Genomic DNA, 15,433 nt, shown 5'->3' with positions numbered 1-15,433 from the left:
TCCTCGCATCGTTCGTTTATAGACACAGTATACGTCCTCAAGTCGGGGGTACGTCAATTAGCGGATGACGACTTTTGCAAAAGAAAAGCAACCCACCTCATTCAGTGGATTGCTTATCGTAAAATTCTCAGTTCCAAACGAATACTTATTTCAACTTACGTGGAATCAGATTCCGAACGCCACCCTCTGGCACCTTCATGTCACCATAGTAACGTGGAATTAAGTGAACGTGCGCATGAAACACCGTTTGTCCAGCATCTGCTCCTAGGTTCATCCCAATGTTATAAGCATCGGGTTGGTAACGTTCGTCCAAAATCTGCTTCATTTGAACAACAAGGTCATCGATGGCGTTTTTCTCATCCTTAGTCAATCCCCACCAATTCTCTACGTGGCGACGTGGCACGATTAAAGTGTGACCCGGGTTAACCGGTTTGATATCCCAAAACGCTTTAGCGAAGTCGTTTTGCAGAATAATATCCTTATCCGCTTTTTCGCAAAACGGACAACCAGGTAACGTTTCAAACTTTGTTTCCAAAGTGTTCCCTCCCATAATGTCTGTTACAACGTGTGTTTAGGCAACTTGCTTACGACTCAAACGGCGAGCACGGCGGCGACGGTGATTGCTGACTAACAACAAAACCCACACAATCCCGTTGATAATAATGATAATCGTCGTCCACATTTGATAACTTTTCACGTGTTCGGCAAAATATTCTAACGTATCGTCGTGGTAATTAGCACTGGCTTGGGTCAGCACCTGGCTACTAATCAAATTGACAATGGCGTCACTAGCAGCGGTCCCCGCTAATCCAAGTGATGACGCCTGCTGATTCACATCATCGCGAACAGCACTGCGCATAGCTGCCGTGTTGAAATCCAAACTTTCGCCAGCATACGTTTCCCGCGTACCAGTCTTTAATGTGGCCTTGATTAAATCATCTGTGGCTAAACTCGTTGGCAAATTTTTAGCCTGCAATTGACTGGCCACTTCTGCGTGCACCCGGCTGATGACAGTCGGTGTTTGAATTGCCCCTTCCATAAATGTGCCGCTTAACACGGTCAAACGAACGATCAGGGCTAACACAAAGATGAGGCCAGCCAAAAAGCTCAGAAATCCATGGGGCTTTTTTTGCTTAGTGAACCCCTGTGATGCTGGCTGTTGTGGTGATTGCGGTATCGAGCCACGTTGCTTGGCATCATACCGTTGTGTGCGACTCATTGGTTGTTCTTGATTGTTATTTTTCATATTGATAGTTTAGCACATTCTGCTGAAAATGCCCTTTTCACAAACGTTAAGAATCGCATAAGGACGGCATTATAAATTTAAAATTATCATATAAGAAAATTTTCAACAGTCCGTTTGAAACCCCCGCTATACTTTAAAGCAATTAGAGAGAGCACTACGAAAGAGGGAATTCATATGCATGAATATAAAACAAATCGGGCATTCCGAACGCTCGTCAACGTTGGCATCATCGATCAAATTGGCAGTGGTTTATACAGTATCGTCTTTTTAATCTACGCCGCCACGCTGCCATTCAAAACACTGGCCGTTTCCATAGCCTCCATTGCATGGGTCATACCCGCCTTAGCAAACATCTTTACCGGATATTTGGCCGACCGAACATTTAATAAACGACACGCAATGTGGTTCTCGTATTTTGTACAGACCATCTTGTTCCTGATCATCGCATCACTGATTGGCCGTTCAACCAAAGAAGGTATTTTCTTCTTCATCATGGCATTGGATATCATAGCCCGCCTACTTGGTGATTACGGCAATAGTTTATCCACGCCACTTATGAAGCACATCGTCGCGCCAGAACACATGAATGAAGCCACTTCAATCGGCACTGCCATTGGTAGTTTGGTTCAGATTGTGGCTTCAGCGCTAGGTGCCACACTAATCGTCGCACTTCACCATCAGTACGATCTGTTCGCTTTACTTGACGCACTCACATTCTTAGCTGCCGGCGGAATCTTCTTTATTGCTCGTCATCAATATGATCAAGCCGAATCTGATGTTCATAAATCCGTTCTGAGCGCTAAAGCGTCTCGCTTGGCGGAAAACAGTGAATCAAAAGAGGGCTTTGGCACTAGTTTCAAACTAGCAATGCAAGAATTTACGCAAAACCCCTTCTTATTATTTATGATTGTTGCAGGGTTGGCCGTCAACCTACTAGGTACCGCCATCGATCCATTATCAAACTTGATTTTTCTCCACATGAGCAGTTTTTGGTTTATCAACTACGGCTACACCATTGCACTGCTCGATATCGTCTTTTCCGTTGGTTCTATTGCGGGGGCAGTGTTCGTTAATGACATGCTTAAAAACACGTCGATGGTCACTCTCCTAGCCGCTTCAATGGGACTGTTAGTACTAGTTGCGGTCGACATGTTGACCCTCCACAACCTATGGATTCTGCTGGTTCTTTTCTTCGCCACCGCTTACTTACTAGGCAAAATCAATCCACGCTTCAACGCAGTCATTATTAACACTGTGCCAGATGATCACTTGGCAGCTACCGGCGGCGTCATAAGCACAGTCATGATGATTGGTGCCCCTGTTGGTCAGTTTGTCTTCCTGACATTAGCAAACGTTATCAGCATTCCTGTATCCCTCACTATTTATGGCATTAGCTCACTGGTTGTTACCATTCTGATCTTAGTTCGTGGTGCTGGTCGCCTAACTAAAAACGATCCAACAACTGCTCGGTACAATGAAGCTCATGTTTAATTTTTCATACCAGGCAACCACGGTACAACAGAAATTTTGAATCTGACTTCAAACGACTTTCGCGAACTTCGCGGCTATACTCAAACATCTTCGTGTGAAGCTTGCGCATATGCCAGACAAAGGGAGTCAACATTGATACTGAACCGTGAAGGTAACGTTAATTCGGTGGTTTACCCGAATTTAGGTTACGGACGACCGCAAGTACAACAACCATCAAACTTTCAAACCTGAAACACTTGACCTTTAACCGTAGCGCTTCTATAGTGAATGCTAATTCAATAAAATAATTAACTTAATGAATAACATTAGAAAAGGAGTGGCTGCATGTACACAGTTCAAGAAGTCGCCAAGAAGCTCGGCATGACGACCTATTCAATTCGTTACTATGATGATCATGGCTTGTTGCCTTTTGTTAAACGTGACGAAAACAACAATCGGCTATTTGACGAGGATGCCGTTGAATGGGTCAACTTAGTCCGTTGCTTCCGCTCCACAGGCATGCCAATTGCCGAAGTACGCCATTACATCGACCTGATGTTGGCTGGTGATGAGACAATTCCTGAGCGCTATCAAATGATGTTGACGCAGCAGACCCGTGCCCAAGAACAGTTAGCCGACAAGCAGCGTCAGCTTGCGAAAATCAACACCAAGGTTTCCCATTACGCCAAACTAATGAATAACGATGCGCCCGATGATTACGTTCCTAATCAAATGCAACCTGATGATGATCAGGTTTCTGTGAGCTAATTTAAAGATTAAGTGCCGCACTTTTACGTGCCGTACTTAATCTTTTTTATTATTTCTGATAATTTTTCTGTTATAGTTCAGCCCCTGTCACACTTGCTTTCATCCTTATTTTCAATGTTCACATAATAAAAAAGTGATAAAAACCATTTGACAGTTATAATAGTTTTGCTTATAGTAATCATTAGAGAAACGAATAACATTACACAATTCCATTACTGATTAAGCAAAATTGTGAGACATATAGAACACACTGCTGTTTGCAAAACCCACTCACAATTTCCACACGAGGAGGACTGCACATGCTACACATTTACACGATTGGTTCATCAACTTCATGCCGCCGGGCCGTTAAGTGGCTCAAGGATAAAAAGGTTCCTTTCCAAGAACATCCTATCGACACAACAGATAACTTATCCGTCAAGACCCGTGAAAAACTTTCGACGAACACGGTTAAACAATTCTTGACCGCTAGTGAAAATGGTTGCGATGAACTATTAGCCCCTCGCTCATTAACCATGCAGGAATTATCCAAAGTGATGGATCTGACTAGCCTAGGACTAACAGAAATGATCAACGTCATCGCCAAACATCCAAAGATGCTCCGCTGGCCGATTGCGTTTGACGACCACCGTCAAATCTTACAAGTCGGCTTCAACGACGACGAGTTTGGCACATTTATCCCACGTAAACTTAGAAAGATGGAACTTAATAACATCCTCTCCCGCTTGAACGGGTAGAAGGAAAGGAAAGTCGCATTAATTGTGACTTTCCTTTTTTATTTGCGAATAAGCACAATAATATCTCCATTGACTGCAAAACGAACACCCCAGAAGTGAGTTATCAAGACTCATTTCTGGGGTGTTCACTTTAGTTTGAATTAAGTTATGCCTTATGCATCTTGGCGTGTAGCCGCAATGTCAACTTCACGAATATTAACTTCCTGTGGCATGTCGTACATAAACTTCACAGTTTCAGCGACATGGACGGGATCGAGGGTGATACCGCCCATCGTTTCCTTCCAGCTTTCATAATCTGACAACGCAGACTTGCTGGTCACATGCGTCAGTAGTTCCGTTTCTGCAGCACCAGGCGCAACCATCATGACCCGCACGTTTTCGGCCGCACTCTCTTCACGAATGGTTTCTGACAAACCGTGAACACCAAACTTGCTGGCAACATAAGCCGCATGGTTCACAAATGTCTTCTTGCCGGCCAGTGACGACATGTTCAAAATGGTTCCATGGTGACGTTCACGCATATCGTTTAAGACAATCTGCGTACCGTTCAGCACACCCATCACATTGGTATCCAACATCGTTTGCCATTCTTTACGATCCTGATTTTGAACATTGCCAAGCAACATCAATCCGGCATTGTTGACCAACAGGTCGGTCTTACCGTACTTGTCTTCGGCCTTACGAATAGCTTTTTCAAACTGATCGTAGTCAGTCACGTCAACCGTGTCGATCATGACATTATCCATGCCCTTAGCAACTTCGGCCAATTTTTCTTCACGACGGCCTAGCAATAACATTGGGTACCCATCCGCAGCAAACTGTTTAGCAATCTCCTCACCAAAGCCAGAACTTGCACCGGTAATAACAACTAATGATTTCATTTTTAATAGTCCTCCAAAATTCCTTTTATCAACGTTTGCAAGTATAATGGGCACATTGACAAAAAGGAAGTACGCACCTTAACGTAACTACGAATTGGAAGGATCAACTAATTATGCAATCACGCCCTACCACGACTCATCCCCGTTACAGAAACGAATTCGACGCCACGATGCAATTGATTCAGGGAAAATGGAAGATTATGATCATGTACGAAATTGCGGAAACGGGCACCAGCCGGTTCGCCGACTTACAGCATCACATTCGCCAAGTGTCCCACAAGACCCTCACGAATCAGTTAAAAGAACTCGCCGATGATGGTCTTATTGAACGTCACGATTTCCAAACGGCCCAACCACATGTGGAATATACATTAACCGCCAAGGGCCAATCAATCATTCCATTACTGGATGCCATTTGCGACTGGGGCGACACTCACATCGATCACGCCCAGATCGAACGCTCACTGTGTGACGAATAATCGCTAACGCGGATAATTCGTTTGCGGCGTAAATCGTGCTTGCCACAAGAAGTCCGTGACCGCACGATCAACATGAGGATTTTGATGAAGCAGGTAATGGATGACACTAATCCCGCCAACCAGAGTTTCACTCTGATAACCATCCACCCGGCCGGCCAACATTTCGCCTAGTTTATGGTCGCCCTTAACGGAAACGCCCAAATCACCACCGGTGCCAAACAAATCACCGGCAATATTTAACACTTGGATGTGCCGCGGAAAACGATCCGCGGCTTTTTGTTCTGCTTTACTAAAGGTCGTCGCAATATTGACGAACTTAGCGGTATCAGGATAATCTTCACGTTTGTCTGCCGCTTTGCCGGTCAAATATTGATAAACAATGTTTGCCCCAGATGAATGGCCGACCATGTTGACAGTACTTATATGTTCACGTTGCTTCAGCATTTTCATCACACCAGTTAGCTGCCGTGCCTCACGTGACGCATGGTGGTTGTCCGCAAAGAGTACAAGAATCAGTGGATTCCGTTTACCCAGCGGTCCGCGTTTATCAATGGTCGCTTTACCGCTCTTAGCGACGTGAATCGTCCACACTGCCTGACCAATATCATAACGTTCAAGGCGTGCATTCATTGGTCCAAACGTCAGCCAGTTACTGTAGTCACCAGAGACAAAAAGCGTCGGTGTCTTACTGTAAGAAACCTGAACGTGACCCAGTTGTTTTTGCTCACTCGCTTCCCAGCCCATGACAATACCAGCTAGTACTAGCACTCCGCACAAAACGCCGATCAGCCAGCGAATAAACCGATCCTGCTTGGCTGGCCGCTGCGGCACTGCATGTTTTTGTTCACCCATCGGAAACATTCCCCCATTTGATGGCGTTATTATACCGCACCAACTAAACGAAACTGTGAACTGGCGGAGGTGTGCTGTGAATCATTGGTGAAAATTAACATTTTGATTGTTAGTCAGATTATTTTCGTGACATTGACTGAAAGGCATCCGTTTAGGTTTGTACTGAATGCCACTTGCGGTTGTCGACCGTGACACGCCGCCGTGGGACCGGTTCAAGCCCGCAGTTCACGATCTTTCACCTCGTCGGACAGCCTCGTAAAAACCGAGTCTGTCCGACCGTCCGTAACCTAAATTCGGATAACCCACCGAATTAACGTTACCTTCACGGCCTTGTATCACGGTCGACGCCCTCCAGCTCATATAGTAGCCAAATAGTGTAACCACTTCGGTTCTAACAAATTGACGATTTTAATGAGCTGCCCGACACTAAAATGATCACTATCACCTATAGTAGTGAAGCTGGCGCAAAACAGAGTTCCGTGTCGGTAATACTTGGCGGCCAGGGTTTAGGCTGCCTAGTATTACAGGACGAGTTCAGAGACGAGTGGTTTTTTCGGCTCTGAATCGAGGTAGAAGACTCCGGGCTTCAGGAGGCTGAGACCGGTCCCATGGAACGGCGTTTTGCGCCAGCGCAACGGCATACAGTCGGTTTATCGAATTAAAATGTCATCGAAACTGACGACTGAACAAAAGATTGACCTACTCCTTAGATTAAGGAATAGGTCAATTTTTTCACTCTGAAATGAGATCATAACGCGAAAGTACTACATTTCGGCAATTTTTGAATCGAGGTACCGGCTCAACTTTTCTTTAGGATAATATCCGGACACCTTTTCGATAGCCTTGCCGTTCTTGAAAATCACTAAGCTTGGCACACTCATGACTTTGTACTTTTCCGCAATCGCTTGGTGGTCATCGACGTCTAACCGCAAAAAGTTAACCTTGCCATCATAATCGTCTTCTAACTGACTCAATACTGGCTCTAACATTTTGCATGGACCACACCAGGGTGCCCAAACGTCTAACACGGACAGCCCGCTAGTCGTTGCCGTATCAATTTCTGTTTGCGTTGTTACATTTTGTGCCATCACTTGCCTCCGTAAAAATTCATGAGGCTAGTATACGCAATCGGACCATCCGTTTGCAACTGTCCCTGGTTGATTGCACCAACGTTACTTTTTAATAAACCTGACGCCACATCAACTGATTGTGTTTGACTTCATCAATTGTTTTGGTTCCGGCCAACTGCATCGTGATCTGCAATTCGCGGTTGAAGTGCTGCATGACGGAACGAACCCCAGCGACACCACCAAGATTTAAACCATAGAATAATGGTCGGGCAAACGCCACGAGGTCAGCCCCACTTGCCAGCGCTTTAAAAGCGTGCTCGCCGCGACGAATACCAGAGTCAAAAATAATCGGTACCTCATGGTTAACAGCTTTAGCAATTGCCGGCAACACGTCGAACGAAGCTGGGCCACCGTCCAATTGACGACCACCGTGATTGGAAACCCAGATTCCTTTAGCACCGGCGCCGATGGCCAGCATGGCATCATCCGGCGACTGAATGCCTTTAACAATGACTGGTAATTTTGTGTAGCTGGCAATGGCATCAATATCGGCTAAACTCAGTGTCCGTTTGGCCTTGGCATAAATTTCCATGATGTTTAACCCTTCACCACTGTTGTCACTAGCAGAATAATCCGCCAAATTCACCATCGGTAACGGAAATGAGAAACCTGTCTTCACGTCGGCTTCACGATAACCGCCAAGCGACGCATCAGCAGTTAAGATGATGGCTTTCGCACCTGATGCGACTGCCTGATCCAAGATCCAGTGGTTGAAGCCATTATCATTGCTCATGTATAACTGGAAGAATTGTGGACCACCGTGACCAGCCTTAGCAATATCTGCCACCCGCTCATTTGCGTACGTCGAAATCGACATGATGCTACCTTCATCGGCCATCGCCTCAGCGGTTTCTGACTCACCGTTAACGTGCAGTAATCCATGTGCAGCGGCCGGCGCATCAATCATTGGCGTATTAAGTTCCATGTCCCACAGCTTGGTATGCAAGTCTGGGTTTTCAAGATTGCGCAGTACTCGAGGGACAATCTGGGCGTGATCAAACGCCGCGGTATTTTCACGCATCGTCCACTCTGTTTCTGCTCCACCCTGAATGTAACCAAACGCACCGGGTTCCATGCGTGCCTTTACCAGTGGTTCCAAACTCGCTAAATCATTGATTTTAAGTTCCTTTTCGTCTGTGCTTGCCTGATATTCAGCCATCGTTTTATCCTCCTGACCATGCTGCTTATCACAATTTTCAACATAGTAATGGTAAAACAAAAGGCCATTCACATAGGTGAACAGCCATTTCAAAATCAAATTTATTATTCAGTTTTCCGTTCATTGTTTGTTCGGTTAATATCCTATCCAAAACATTAGCTGTCGCGTCGCGTTTGCCGAGACAAACGACGTGATCGTCGCACGTAATGAATAATTAAAGTGATTACAACGGCAACCAAGATAACGAGACCAAACAGTGTTGAAGAAATTTCGATGTTGATGGCTGGAATGGAGATGAACAGCTTAATCGCAATCAATGCGATCAGCACATAAGCCATCGTTTCTAGCTCTGGAATCTTGCGCATCAAGTTCATAATCACTTCAGCAATGCCCCGCATACACAGGATTCCAATCAAGCCACCAATTAAAACGATAACAGGATTGTTTGAAACTGCGAGCGACGCAAGCACTGAATCAATTGAGAACACAATGTCCATGATCTCGATCTGGATGACAACTGACCAAAACACGGAAATATGCCCGATGCGTCGCGGTTTAGCGGACGTTGCGTCAGCGTTTTCAGATTGGCCAACTGGATGTCGTTTCCGTTTGGTAATCAAGTGATGGAAATAGCGATAGACCAGATAACAAAGGTATAACGCTCCCGCCACCTTGATGATCCAAAACTTGATTAGATACGTCCCAACACCAATAATCAAAAATCGAAACAGATAAGCGCCCCAGAGGCCATAAAATAACGATTTTTCACGATCTTTTAGGTTACTCAACGAGGTCGTTTGAGCTGCCAGAACAACCGCATTATCAACTGACAGTAAACACTCAATCAAAACTAATGAACCAATGATTAACCAGTCATTACTACTGGTCAATACCGCCGCCCAGTTATGGCCGTCGAAAAACGGTCCGTACAGTTGGCTTAATAGGTGTAACAACGATAAAGTCCTTCTTTCTTGCTCATAGGAGCATTGCCGTCATCCAAATCTAGAAAAAGCCTCTGGCAACGGTGCATTAATTGTGACGCGTTTATCACTAAAAGGCAATATCAAACTTAATTTAACCGCGTGCAAAAGCATCCGTTGGTGTGAAAAACTTTCGGCATTCGGTTGGTACAACGGATCACCAATAATTGGATGCCCGTTGCCAGCTAAGTGGACCCGCAACTGATGCGTCCGTCCTGTTTTAAGCGTTAACGACACTAGACTTGCCGTTGACGTGGTATCGAGCACTTCGTATTGCGTTAGTGCACTCTGGGCATTTTCCCCATTAATCATCCGTTTGCGCCGGTCTTCAGGATCACGACCAATCGCATCGGTAAACTCCCCAGTCGCTTGGTTGAAGTGACCACTCACCCACGCCTGATAAGTCCGCTGAATGTGTTTATCACTGATCTGCCGGTCTAAAATCGGGACAACTAGTGGCGTCTTAGCCACTATCATCGCACCACTCGTCGCCATGTCCAAACGGTGAACCATCCAGGGTTGCACCTGTTGAGGCGCTAACTGTGTGGTCAAAAAATTCATCACAGTCCCTGCTTCGTCCGTACGATTGGGGTGACTTTTCACGCCGCTTGGCTTATTGATGACCAATAATTGCTCATTTTCAAACAGAATTGGCAACGTCAGGTGATCATCGGGAAGGTACGTTTGGACCGGTGTTTGCAGCTCATCGGCACGGACCGTGAGTGTGACCACATCGCCAGTGACCACGAGTGTATTGTAAGGACGATAGCTGTTATTAATGCGCACATCTTCGCGGACTCGCAGATAATGTTGCAGCCGTTTAGGAATTAACCACAAACGGAGCAGCTCACGAATATTCAACCCTGCCTCTTGATCGGTCACAACCAATCGCGTTGTCCATTCATTTTGATTCACCGTTGCCAACCGAAGCACCCTCCTTCTTCAACATTAACTTTCTGACGTTTTCATTGCCCTATTGCCGTTGCGCTGACCAGAAACGCCGTTCCATTGGGACCGGTCTCAGCCTCCTGAGGCCCGGAGTCTTTAACCTTGATTATGAGCCGAAAACCACGTCTCATAAGTCATCCTGCAACACTAAGCGGCCAAATTCATGCCGCTAAATGTTGCCGACACGGAACTCTGTCTCTGGTCAGCTTCACTACTGTCACAAATAAGAAACAGTATTTTACAAATTTGCAGCTCAGTTCAAAGGATTACCTATGCTAGAAACTGCTGACAGTCTATGAAACTTGCTACTATATTAGCTGGAGGGCGTCGACAGTGATACCGAACCGTGAAAGTGGTGTTAATTCGGGATGGTGTTACCGAATTTACACCACGGACGGTCGCCAAGACTCGCGGTTCTCACGAGGCTTGGCGGCGAGGTGAAAGACTCCGGTTTTCAGGAGGCTTGAACCGGTCCCACGGCGAGCGTGTCAATGTCGACAACCGTAGGCGACATCCGACTAATTTTAGTAATATCCGATGTTAATAAACTGTTCTTTTAGTCTAACCCAGTTGGAAACAAACTGAACTTATAATTTCGCTTACTTTTTGTAAGTTTTCGAGTATAAATCTGTGCATTTTCAAAATAGTAGTCTTAACATTCTAATTGAGTACAAGATATTTAATGAATTGGAGATGCACGTTATGGCAAAAATGATTGCTGGGCAAGCATTAGTAAAGGTATTGGAAGACTGGGGCGTTGACCACGTTTACGGAATTCCTGGTGGTTCTATCAACCATACAGTTGAAGGCCTGTACCTTGAAAAAGATAAAGTACAGTACATTCAGGTTCGCCATGAAGAAGTCGGCGCCATGGCTGCGGCCGCAGATGCCAAATTTACTGGCAAGATTGGGGTCGCCTTTGGTTCTGCAGGCCCTGGTGCAACCCACCTCTTCAACGGCCTATACGACGCCAAAATGGATCACGTACCTGTTTTGGCCCTCGTTGGGCAAGTTGGTCAACCAGTCATGAACACCAACTACTTCCAAGAAATGGATGAAGACCCAATGTTTGCGGATGTTGCTGTCTTCAACCGCACAGTTACTACAGCAGAACAACTGCCTTATGTTGTAAACCAAGCGATTCGTGAAGCTTATCGGAACAAGGGTGTTGCGGTTGTAACGATTCCTGAGGACCTATCTGCCAAGGAAATCGACTACGAAGCCGTTAAGACACCAGTAACGGTATCTAACACGTATAAACAAGTGATTGATCCAAAGGCCGTAAGCGACACTTTGGCGATGATCAAAGATGCTAAACACCCTCTGCTGTACATTGGGACAGGTTTAAAAGGCGCTCGTAAAGAATTGGATGCCGTTTCTGAACGCTTCAATATTCCTGTCATTTCCACTGTACCGGCCACTGGTGTAATGGAAACAGATCACAAGAACTATCTGGGTACTAACGGTCGTTTGGGTGGCAAACCTGGATTTGAAGCCATGCAACACGCTGACTTAGTTTTGTTCATTGGTTCTGAATATCCGTTTGCACGCTTCTGGCCGAAGGACGTCAAGATTGTCCAAGTCAACGATAATTCGTTTGATATTGGGAAAGTTGTGCCAATCGACTACGCTGTGATTGCGGATGGCAAGACCTATCTGCAAGCGTTGCTCGACACTGGCGAGTCACTGCCTGAAACAGACTGGATCAAGGAAAACCGCATCAACCGTCAAAACTGGTTGAAGTGGTTGGACGATCGCGCCAATGATGACAGCAAGGGGCTTGAACCCGAAGCCGTTATGCGTAAGACACGCGAACTTGCTGGGCCAAACGACACGTATGGTGTTGACACTGGGAATGTTTCTGAATTTGCCGTTCGTGGTGTCAAGATGACAGAAAATCAGAAGTTTGCTATTTCTGGACTGTTTGCCACAATGGGCTATGGCATTCCTGCCGGTTTGGCCGGTGCCTTAAGTGTTCCGGATGGACAAGCATGGAGTTTCTCAGGTGACGGTGGCTTCTCAATGGTCGTTCAAGACCTGATCACCGAAGCCCGTTATGAATTGCCAGTCATCAACATTGTCTTCTCGAACCAGCGTTTCGGATTCATCTGGTATGAACAACAAGAAACTAAGCAACACTTCTACGGTGTCGACTTAACCGACGCAGACTGGGCTAAAGTTGCTGAAGGACTGGGAGCTGTTGGCATGACGGCCACTAATCTTAAGGAACTAGATGCTGCGTTTGATCAAATCAAACAATTGAAGGCCGCTGGCAACAAGAAACCAATCGTCCTCAATGCTGTAATCGATCCAGAAGATCCTGTAGCGGCTGCATTTATGCCCCTTGATCCAAAGCAATTCGGTCAAGACACAGTTGATGAATTCGCTAAGCACTACGGCATCGACACGAAGGCACAACCTTCTCTCGGTGAGTTACTGCGCGGTGAATAAACCTAATTTAAAATTTCAATGACAATAATCGTCACGACGTCCAGTGAAACTAGCGGACATCGTGACGTTTTTAAGTATCATTACTAATTTTCGCTCATTTGTTCTAGAAGCCCCTTTTATCAATGAAAATCAGAAATTCAGCCCATAAATTCGCGGTTTTATCCCCACCGACAAACACAAAATGTTATAATTAACTGGATATCTTTTTGAGGTGAGTGCATGAGTTACACGATTCACACAATCGAATCTGCCGATTATCAGGCCGCCGCTGAACTTTTAAAGGCGGCTTTTGCATCGTCCAAAAAGACGATAAACTTTGATGACCAGTTAGCCACGCTCCGTTTGGAACGAACCTACCTGCCTACCTTTGAGCTTGTCAGCAAAGATGCACATGACAACATTGTCGGGTACGGCACGATTTCCGACGCCTATATTCAGGGCCAACCAACTGCAAAACTAGCCATTCTGAATCCGTTGGGTGTCCTACCTGACTTTCAGAAACAAGGTGTTGGTCGGCAACTGGTTGATGAGCTTGAACATCGCGCATTTGTCCGAGGTTATCAAGCAGTCTTGACTACAGACTGCCCAGACTACTTTGCCCTTTTTGGCTACGATTTAGCCGACCACTTCGCCATTCATGACGCTCAAACGCCGGTAAGAAAGCTGAGTCTTCGTGAACTGCGGCCTGGGGCACTTCGGCATACAGCCGGTCTACTAATGTACTCTCCGGCTCTCAACCATAAAACCATTGATAACAAAAACATCAATACTGTTGAATAAAAAGATTAATAAAGTAGGGAGTTTTGAACATGGCAAAAGTGACAGTTGAAGAAGTAGCAGACCATTTAAGACAGACCATGGGCCATGTCGCCACCAATGAGAACACATTATTGCGGACACGAGCAGCTGCCCACATTGGCGCTTACCAGCTAAGCCTAACTCAGCTACAAATTCTGCAATTTCTACTTCAAAGTGATGAAGCAGTCACTAACAGCATTTTGGCCGACCACTTTGCCATCTCAAAACCCGCTGTTACAAAAGCACTTCGTAAGCTCAACAAAGAATTGTTAGTTGATACTAAAGTCAGTGAAACAGATCGTCGGGTAACGACATTGGCGCTCACAGGTGATGGCGTTACCCTAGCTCGTGAATATCAGGAAATTGACCGTGAAATTAACGAAACATACCTTGGCATTGCGCAAAAGTTCAGCAAGGGCGATCGCAAAACAATTCTCAAATTTCTCGAAACTGTTGAAGGTAGTTTAAACCAGGGGCAACCTTTCTAAAGCCACTCACTATTTCCTGCTTATATGCCAACTAAAAAATCGACTACTTAGACTCTTTTCGTTTAAGTGGTCGATTTTTTATTGATTGCAATTGTTTAACCCCAAGTTGGGCCGTTTACATTTTGTTATTTACCAAAGGTTCGTATAAATTTTGCTTTCGGCTAGCCCTGCTTACCGACGCTCCTTGAGACGACGATTGATTTGTCGTAACGTGACTAGTTGATCCAATGCTAAGAATGCCCAAACTAAAACATATACAATCAAAAATGACCAAAAAGCACTCCGGAACATCGTTTGTAACGTAAACCACCGATTAATAATCCCCATTGTCGCAATTAAACCAAACGTCACTACTGCATGAATTAATAACTGAAGTGGCCAACTAATTCGGTCCGTTTGAAAAATCAATGATAATAGGCCAATCAACATGCTGACAATCAACACGCTAGCGATTTCAAACGGCGTATATCTGGGATCATCCGCGTGCGGCAATAGACCATAAATCAAGTAAACAGTGGAGCCAACACCTAAACCATATGATAAATGCCGAAAAACTATTTTCATATCTACACCTACAATCCCAAATGACGTTTAACATCAACCAAATATTTACGGCTTACGTTTTCTTTCTGTCCAGTCGTCATGATTGCGGTCATGTTTCCAGAAAAACCAGCTTCCAACGCTTTTAAATAATTCAAGTTAATCGCTACTCCACGAGAAATTTGAACAAAATCCTGACTTTTTAGTTGATCCAGCACCCGATACAATCGTTGGTGGGTCTTATACGTATGATTAACAGTCAAAATTGACAAGGTATCGCCATACACTTCCAGAGCGATAACGTTTTGTTCTTGAATAATGCTGATTCGATCATCTTCATTAGCAGTCAAAACGGTCTGAAAATCCTCACGTTGTTCACTAAAATGCCCCAGATAATCCATTAATCTATGTGCTTCCTGATTATATGATGCAGCCGTTACAGTCACTTCAAGCGCTTCGGGTGACAACCGATCATCGCTTTCAAACCTTATTTTCATATTTAATCA

General features: G+C 45.2%; 17 protein-coding genes. 7 read left to right on the top strand and 10 right to left on the bottom strand.

Annotation, left to right across the window (positions count from 1 at the left end; genetic code table 11):
* Nucleotides 1–145: 145 nt before the first annotated feature.
* Both GB993_RS12270 and GB993_RS12265 read right to left on the bottom strand, forming a co-directional pair.
* Entirely contained in the window at nt 146–535 is a 390-nt protein-coding gene (locus tag GB993_RS12270; RefSeq protein ID WP_161001577.1) for an HIT family protein, read from the bottom strand.
* Nucleotides 536–571: 36 nt separating this feature from the next.
* Nucleotides 572–1,246, bottom strand: a complete 675-nt coding sequence (locus tag GB993_RS12265) for a hypothetical protein (RefSeq protein ID WP_161004508.1) — start codon at nt 1,244–1,246, stop codon at nt 572–574.
* Between the two features lie 174 nt (nt 1,247–1,420).
* On the opposite strand from GB993_RS12265, the gene GB993_RS12260 reads away from it, so the two are divergent.
* The 3 genes from GB993_RS12260 (at nt 1,421) to GB993_RS12250 (ending at nt 4,221) form a co-directional block, all read left to right on the top strand.
* Complete coding sequence (locus GB993_RS12260; RefSeq protein ID WP_161004507.1) at nt 1,421–2,737, top strand: MFS transporter; 1,317 nt, start codon at nt 1,421–1,423, stop codon at nt 2,735–2,737.
* A gap of 324 nt (nt 2,738–3,061) precedes the next feature.
* Nucleotides 3,062–3,484 (top strand): MerR family transcriptional regulator, encoded by a 423-nt coding sequence (locus tag GB993_RS12255; protein WP_161004506.1) that lies wholly within the window; start codon nt 3,062–3,064, stop codon nt 3,482–3,484.
* 299 nt (nt 3,485–3,783) lie between these two features.
* On the top strand, nt 3,784–4,221 hold the full coding sequence (locus GB993_RS12250; RefSeq protein ID WP_161004505.1) for an ArsC/Spx/MgsR family protein: 438 nt from the start codon (nt 3,784–3,786) through the stop codon (nt 4,219–4,221).
* A gap of 152 nt (nt 4,222–4,373) precedes the next feature.
* Here the strand turns inward: GB993_RS12250 and GB993_RS12245 are convergent, their stop codons facing one another.
* Nucleotides 4,374–5,102, bottom strand: coding sequence for an SDR family oxidoreductase (locus GB993_RS12245; RefSeq protein ID WP_161001572.1), 729 nt, complete (start codon nt 5,100–5,102; stop codon nt 4,374–4,376).
* A gap of 113 nt (nt 5,103–5,215) precedes the next feature.
* Between GB993_RS12245 and GB993_RS12240 the strand changes: the two genes are divergently transcribed.
* On the top strand, nt 5,216–5,581 hold the full coding sequence (locus GB993_RS12240) for a winged helix-turn-helix transcriptional regulator (protein ID WP_161004504.1): 366 nt from the start codon (nt 5,216–5,218) through the stop codon (nt 5,579–5,581).
* Between the two features lie 3 nt (nt 5,582–5,584).
* Here the strand turns inward: GB993_RS12240 and GB993_RS12235 are convergent, their stop codons facing one another.
* From GB993_RS12235 to GB993_RS12215, 5 genes are all read right to left on the bottom strand, one after another.
* Nucleotides 5,585–6,433, bottom strand: a complete 849-nt coding sequence (locus GB993_RS12235; RefSeq protein ID WP_161004503.1) for an alpha/beta hydrolase — start codon at nt 6,431–6,433, stop codon at nt 5,585–5,587.
* A 764-nt stretch (nt 6,434–7,197) separates the two neighbouring features.
* A complete protein-coding gene (gene trxA, locus GB993_RS12230; protein ID WP_161004502.1) occupies nt 7,198–7,521 on the bottom strand; it encodes a thioredoxin in 324 nt (107 codons plus the stop codon).
* A gap of 91 nt (nt 7,522–7,612) precedes the next feature.
* Nucleotides 7,613–8,722, bottom strand: coding sequence for a lactate oxidase (locus tag GB993_RS12225; RefSeq protein ID WP_161004501.1), 1,110 nt, complete (start codon nt 8,720–8,722; stop codon nt 7,613–7,615).
* A gap of 155 nt (nt 8,723–8,877) precedes the next feature.
* The gene (locus GB993_RS12220) at nt 8,878–9,675 is read right to left on the bottom strand and encodes a TerC family protein (RefSeq protein WP_161001567.1); all 798 of its coding nucleotides are present in this window, start codon (nt 9,673–9,675) and stop codon (nt 8,878–8,880) included.
* 39 nt (nt 9,676–9,714) lie between these two features.
* The gene (locus GB993_RS12215; RefSeq protein ID WP_162854134.1) at nt 9,715–10,626 is read right to left on the bottom strand and encodes an RluA family pseudouridine synthase; all 912 of its coding nucleotides are present in this window, start codon (nt 10,624–10,626) and stop codon (nt 9,715–9,717) included.
* A 726-nt stretch (nt 10,627–11,352) separates the two neighbouring features.
* Here GB993_RS12215 and spxB point away from each other — a divergent pair.
* The 3 genes from spxB to GB993_RS12200 all read left to right on the top strand — a co-directional run bounded on the left by spxB (nt 11,353) and on the right by GB993_RS12200 (nt 14,387).
* Nucleotides 11,353–13,101, top strand: coding sequence for a pyruvate oxidase (spxB, locus tag GB993_RS12210; RefSeq protein WP_161004500.1), 1,749 nt, complete (start codon nt 11,353–11,355; stop codon nt 13,099–13,101).
* Between the two features lie 219 nt (nt 13,102–13,320).
* The gene (locus GB993_RS12205) at nt 13,321–13,881 is read left to right on the top strand and encodes a GNAT family N-acetyltransferase (RefSeq protein ID WP_161004499.1); all 561 of its coding nucleotides are present in this window, start codon (nt 13,321–13,323) and stop codon (nt 13,879–13,881) included.
* Between the two features lie 29 nt (nt 13,882–13,910).
* The gene (locus GB993_RS12200) at nt 13,911–14,387 is read left to right on the top strand and encodes a MarR family winged helix-turn-helix transcriptional regulator (protein ID WP_017261458.1); all 477 of its coding nucleotides are present in this window, start codon (nt 13,911–13,913) and stop codon (nt 14,385–14,387) included.
* A 171-nt stretch (nt 14,388–14,558) separates the two neighbouring features.
* Here GB993_RS12200 and GB993_RS12195 read toward each other — a convergent pair whose 3' ends face one another.
* Both GB993_RS12195 and GB993_RS12190 read right to left on the bottom strand, forming a co-directional pair.
* Entirely contained in the window at nt 14,559–14,951 is a 393-nt protein-coding gene (locus GB993_RS12195) for a DUF3021 domain-containing protein (RefSeq protein WP_161004498.1), read from the bottom strand.
* Nucleotides 14,952–14,959: 8 nt separating this feature from the next.
* On the bottom strand, nt 14,960–15,424 hold the full coding sequence (locus GB993_RS12190; RefSeq protein WP_161004497.1) for a LytTR family DNA-binding domain-containing protein: 465 nt from the start codon (nt 15,422–15,424) through the stop codon (nt 14,960–14,962).
* Nucleotides 15,425–15,433 lie beyond the last annotated feature (9 nt).

It is taken from the genome of Furfurilactobacillus milii, assembly GCF_009864005.1.
In the GTDB taxonomy this organism is placed as follows: domain Bacteria; phylum Bacillota; class Bacilli; order Lactobacillales; family Lactobacillaceae; genus Furfurilactobacillus; species Furfurilactobacillus rossiae_B.
This window is presented reverse-complemented; position numbering and strand designations above follow the sequence as displayed.

Bases quoted from the DNA above. Each gene is read 5' to 3' on its own strand.
- GB993_RS12265 (WP_161004508.1), bottom strand. From the start codon at position 1,246: ATGAAAAATAACAATCAAGAACAACCAATGAGTCGCACACAACGGTAT.
- GB993_RS12260 (WP_161004507.1), top strand. From the start codon at position 1,421: ATGCATGAATATAAAACAAATCGGGCATTCCGAACGCTCGTCAACGTT.
- GB993_RS12255 (WP_161004506.1), top strand. From the start codon at position 3,062: ATGTACACAGTTCAAGAAGTCGCCAAGAAGCTCGGCATGACGACCTAT.
- GB993_RS12250 (WP_161004505.1), top strand. From the start codon at position 3,784: ATGCTACACATTTACACGATTGGTTCATCAACTTCATGCCGCCGGGCC.
- GB993_RS12245 (WP_161001572.1), bottom strand. From the start codon at position 5,102: ATGAAATCATTAGTTGTTATTACCGGTGCAAGTTCTGGCTTTGGTGAG.
- GB993_RS12240 (WP_161004504.1), top strand. From the start codon at position 5,216: ATGCAATCACGCCCTACCACGACTCATCCCCGTTACAGAAACGAATTC.
- GB993_RS12235 (WP_161004503.1), bottom strand. From the start codon at position 6,433: ATGGGTGAACAAAAACATGCAGTGCCGCAGCGGCCAGCCAAGCAGGAT.
- trxA (WP_161004502.1), bottom strand. From the start codon at position 7,521: ATGGCACAAAATGTAACAACGCAAACAGAAATTGATACGGCAACGACT.
- GB993_RS12225 (WP_161004501.1), bottom strand. From the start codon at position 8,722: ATGGCTGAATATCAGGCAAGCACAGACGAAAAGGAACTTAAAATCAAT.
- spxB (WP_161004500.1), top strand. From the start codon at position 11,353: ATGGCAAAAATGATTGCTGGGCAAGCATTAGTAAAGGTATTGGAAGAC.
- GB993_RS12205 (WP_161004499.1), top strand. From the start codon at position 13,321: ATGAGTTACACGATTCACACAATCGAATCTGCCGATTATCAGGCCGCC.
- GB993_RS12200 (WP_017261458.1), top strand. From the start codon at position 13,911: ATGGCAAAAGTGACAGTTGAAGAAGTAGCAGACCATTTAAGACAGACC.
- GB993_RS12195 (WP_161004498.1), bottom strand. From the start codon at position 14,951: ATGAAAATAGTTTTTCGGCATTTATCATATGGTTTAGGTGTTGGCTCC.
- GB993_RS12190 (WP_161004497.1), bottom strand. From the start codon at position 15,424: ATGAAAATAAGGTTTGAAAGCGATGATCGGTTGTCACCCGAAGCGCTT.